This window comes from Streptomyces sp. RP5T, from assembly GCF_003933965.1.
Lineage (GTDB): Bacteria > Actinomycetota > Actinomycetes > Streptomycetales > Streptomycetaceae > Streptomyces.
In genome coordinates this window covers 1-1,651 of record NZ_RSAJ01001019.1, presented here as the reverse complement: position 1 = coordinate 1,651, position 1,651 = coordinate 1, and the positions used below count along the sequence as shown (strand labels likewise).

Genomic DNA, 1,651 nt, shown 5'->3' with positions numbered 1-1,651 from the left:
GGGGTGATCGGGGTGCGGACGTCGGCCGGTCCCGCCGTCGGCGGGCGCGGTGCGGGTGCCGACGGGACCCCGGTATCGACGTCCTGGCATGCACGAAGGTTCGCGGGTCAGGCGCCGCCCTCTCAGAGCGCCAGCAGCATGGCCACCATCGCGATGCCCATCGACAACCGGCACGCGCGCGCGAGTTCGGGCCGGTCGCCCCAGGCGACGGAGCCGCCGCCGGCGGTCACCGGTATCAGGCCGGCCCCGGACCGCAGGACGTACCCCGCGAAGTAGAGGAGCAGCAGGCCCGTCACCGCGGGGACTCCCGAGCCGCCGTGGTGTCCGGGGGAGGCCGCCATCACCACCGCCATGTAGACCATGGCCCCCGCCCCCACCAGGTGATGCAGATGATGGGTGCTCGTGCGCGCCGCCCACAGCGCGCGCAGCGCCGCCCCGCCGAACACCGCTGCGCACAGCGGCCAGGCCCACGCCGGTGGCGTGAACACGGCGGCCGGTACGGCCATCGCGGCCATTCCGAAGCCCATGAGCGCCTCACCGCCCGCGGCCCGGCGCTGCTCCTCGACGGTGCTGCGCATCCGCAGCAGGCAGTACGCCCCGGTCGCCGCGCACAGCGCGACCAGCAGCCAGCCGGACGAAGCCGGTCCGTGCACGCCCACCTCCCCGCTCGACGGTCGGTCAAGAAATGCCCGGGCCACGCGGCGCGCAATCGAGCGCAAGGGTGTACGCGGGGGAGCGTGCGGCGGAGCACAGCAGGTCAGAGCAGCGTCCAGAAGGTGCTTTACAGGTAAAACACCTGTTAAGGTGTCGGTCATGAGCAGTGCGACCCCCCACCCCGACACCCCGCGCGTACGCCGTCTGCCGCTGGCCGGCGTGCTGCGCCTCGGCAGGCCCTCCGACATCTGGTTCAAGCCCGCCCTGAGCGTGGTCGTCGCGGTCGCCCCGCCCAACCTGATCCTGCTGGCCCTCGGCCGCCTCGACCTGGCGATGTACACCATGGCCGGCTCCCTGTGCGCCCTCTACGCCCACAACCGGCCCTACGCCGCCCGGGCCCGTGCCCTGGCCTGGGTGGTGCTCGGCATGGTCGCCGGCCTCGGGGCCGGTCTGGTGGCCGCCTCGCTCACCGGCAGCGCGGTGGTGCTGGTCACCGTCGGCGCGCTGGTGGCAGCGGTACAGAAGGCGCTCTGCGACGCGACCCGGATCGGCCCGCCGGGACACGTGGTCCTCACCTTCATCAGCTCCGCCTCCCTGTTCGCCCCGCAGACCCTCGCCCAGGTCCCCGGCCACCTCGCCCTGGCCCTCGTGGCGGGCTCCTGGGCCTGGCTGGTGGGGATGGCGCCCGGCCTGTTGCGGCCGCACGGCCCGGAACGCCGGGCCACCGCCCGTGCCCTGGACGCGGCCGCCGCGTACGCGCGGAACCCGCGCTCCTCCGCGAGCGGAACCGCCCACGCGGCCGTCCAGGCCGCCTGGCAGACCCTCCTGTCGGCAGGAAAGCGTTCCGGCACCCGGCGGGCCCTCGAACGCCTCGTCGTCCGCGCCGAGGTCGCCCTGGCCGCCCCGGCCGACGCGGACCCGGACCGCCTGCGCACCCGGGCCCGCGAGCTGCGCGGCACGGCACCGGTCCCGCAGGCCCCGGACGACGACGAAATCC

1 protein-coding gene and 1 pseudogene are annotated in these 1,651 nt (G+C 75.1%); one reads left to right on the top strand and one right to left on the bottom strand.

What is annotated here, in order from left to right:
- Positions 1–122: 122 nt before the first annotated feature.
- Positions 123–653 carry a DUF5134 domain-containing protein gene (locus tag EHS43_RS44060; RefSeq protein WP_125195997.1) on the bottom strand — a complete coding sequence of 177 codons (531 nt, stop codon included), beginning with the start codon at positions 651–653 and terminating at the stop codon, positions 123–125.
- Between the two features lie 160 nt (positions 654–813).
- On the opposite strand from EHS43_RS44060, the pseudogene EHS43_RS44055 reads away from it, so the two are divergent.
- A pseudogene (locus tag EHS43_RS44055) lies at positions 814–1,651 on the top strand (FUSC family protein); the annotation flags it as partial.